The 2,230-nt window shown below is 66.6% G+C and carries 2 protein-coding genes; both read right to left on the reverse strand.

All coding sequences use genetic code 11. The features are described 5' to 3' along the window. The coding region (locus NTW26_11300) for a zinc ribbon domain-containing protein (protein ID MCX7022833.1) at positions 1-349 on the reverse strand (349 nt) is incomplete at its 3' end. Beyond that, positions 350-1,888 (reverse strand): S41 family peptidase, encoded by a 1,539-nt coding sequence (locus NTW26_11305; GenBank protein MCX7022834.1) that lies wholly within the window; start codon positions 1,886-1,888, stop codon positions 350-352. Positions 1,889-2,230 lie beyond the last annotated feature (342 nt).

The following is a 2,230-nucleotide window of genomic DNA, read 5'->3' on the forward strand; positions in this document are numbered from 1 at the left end:
CTACGGTGCGCACCCAGACTATGCGCCAGCCGGTGAGGAACTCGGCGCTGGTCACAACGTGGCCCTCCTCGTCCACGACGAAGCCGGACCCGGGGTAGCGCGGGGGCGAGACCTCGGTGAGCCCCGGCTTTATGTCGGGCACGCGCCAGCGGAGATCGGTATCCACCCGGACGGCGACCACGGCCCCCTTGGCGTGCATGGCCTCCGCGCAGAGGCGGGTGCCGCAGGTGGCGCAGTAGAGGTTCTCCTCCGGTGAGACCTCGCCGCAGACGGGGCATACCAAGCTTTCGGCCGTGGCGACCACGACCGAAAGGCAGAGCAGAACCGCGATCGTCCGGAGCGGGGTCATCTACTCCTCGGCGGCCAGCTCGGCGAGCTTGACCACGGTGTCGGCGCGGGCCTGGGCGAGGGCGGCCTCGTCGTTCATCAGCCGGACGACCTTGGCGATCCACGGATCGCGGGAGGCCCGGAAGCGGGCGGCGTTGGCGCGACCGTCCACCCCGCCTATCTGGGCGATTATCTCGGAGCGGATGTAGAGGCGGAGCTGATCGAGCACCGCGGGCGTGAACTCGCCGGGAACCCACTCGAAGGGCTTCTCCTGGGCGCCCATGAAGTCCGTGACGAGGCCGGTCAGCTCATCGTCGGTGAGGGAGGCGAAGGTCCCCTCCGGGTCAATCTCGTGCTTCAGGCGGAGCTCGGTGGCGAGGGCGCGGTGGTAGCCCGACCCGACGAAGTGCGCGGTGAAGCCGGTGTAGATGACCGGCTCCAGGTACACGTCGGGGGCGATGCCCACGCCGTCTATGCAGACGCCGTCGGGGGTGAAGTACCGGGCGACGGTGAGCTTGATGGCCATGTCGTCGGGGGCGCCGGGCTGGAGCTTGGAGAGGTTGAAGATGCTCTGCACCGAGCCCTTGCCGAAGGTCGTGGTGCCGAAGATGAGGGCGCGGTTCCAGGCCCTCACGGCGCCGGTGACTATCTCCGACGCCGAGGCCGAGCCGGAATCCACCAACAGAGCCACCGGGATGTCGGTCCGGAAGCCGTTCCCCGCGGCCCGGTACTCGGTGTGGGTTTCCTCGGCGTTGCGGCCCTCGGTGTAAACCACCAGGTCCCCGGGCTTCGAGAAAATCTGGCTCACCTCGATGGCGGCCTCGAGTGTGCCGCCCGGGTTGCTGCGCAGGTCCAGGAGCAAGACGCGCATCCCCTGCGCGGTGAGCGCCTGGATCGCCAAGGTGAGCTCCTCGGCCGTGTCGTCCGAAAAATCGCTGATGCGGATGTAGCCGGTGGCGTCGTCCACCATGAAGTGATCCGGGACGCTGTCCACCTTTATTTCCTCGCGGGTCAGGGGGATTTTCATCACGTCGTCCATGCCGGGGCGGAACACGGAGAGGATGACCTCGGTTCCCGGCTCGCCGCGCATCATCTCCACCGCCTCGTTGATGTCCATCTCGTAGGTGCTCTTGCCGTCAATCTCGAGGATTTTGTCGCCGGGCATGAGGCCCGCCCGCGACGCCGGCGTGTTGTCGAAGGGCGCCATCACCGTCAGGGTCTTGTCCTCGGTGGTTATCTGTACCTGCATCCCCAGGCCGCCGAACTTGCCCGTGGTCTCCAGCCGCAGGTCGTCGTAGACGTGCGGGTCCATCAGCATGGAGTGCGGGTCCAGCGTCGCCAGCATCCCCTGGATGGCCCCGTAGATGAGCTCGTCGAAGGGCATCTCCTCCACGTACTCCCGGCTTACGAGCCGCAGGGCCGCGTTGAAAGTGGCCAGGAGCTGGTAAGAGTTGACGTCGCTCCCCTCGGCCAGGACGATGGTGCCCGCTCCCACGATGATCCAGATGGAGAGGCCGAGAAGCACGCCTATGACCAGGGTGGTGAATATTTTCTTGCCCATGTTCACTCCTAAGAGCGATGCACCCGTGAGGTTGCCGTAAGGAAAAATCCCTAGTCCGCTCCACCCGGTCGGGGGGCGGGATAAATGGCGGTTCGTGGGGGCGAAGTTTCCGGGGGCTGAACCGGGTCCGCCGGTTTATTTCCCCCCGGTCGTCCCTCCCCAGGTTACGCGGCTCCGGCCGCCGGAGTTGCCGCTCTAAATCCCCCCCCTCTCCCCTCTGGGGAGAGGCTCGCCTACGGGTCGGGGTGAGGGGTGGACACCCACCCCTACGACTCGGAATCCATCTCTTCCTGATATTCCCGCCGATGGCGCGGGGCCTGCTTGGTAAACTCGACGCGGCCC

It is taken from the genome of bacterium (assembly GCA_026398675.1).
GTDB lineage: Bacteria > RBG-13-66-14 > RBG-13-66-14 > RBG-13-66-14 > RBG-13-66-14 > RBG-13-66-14.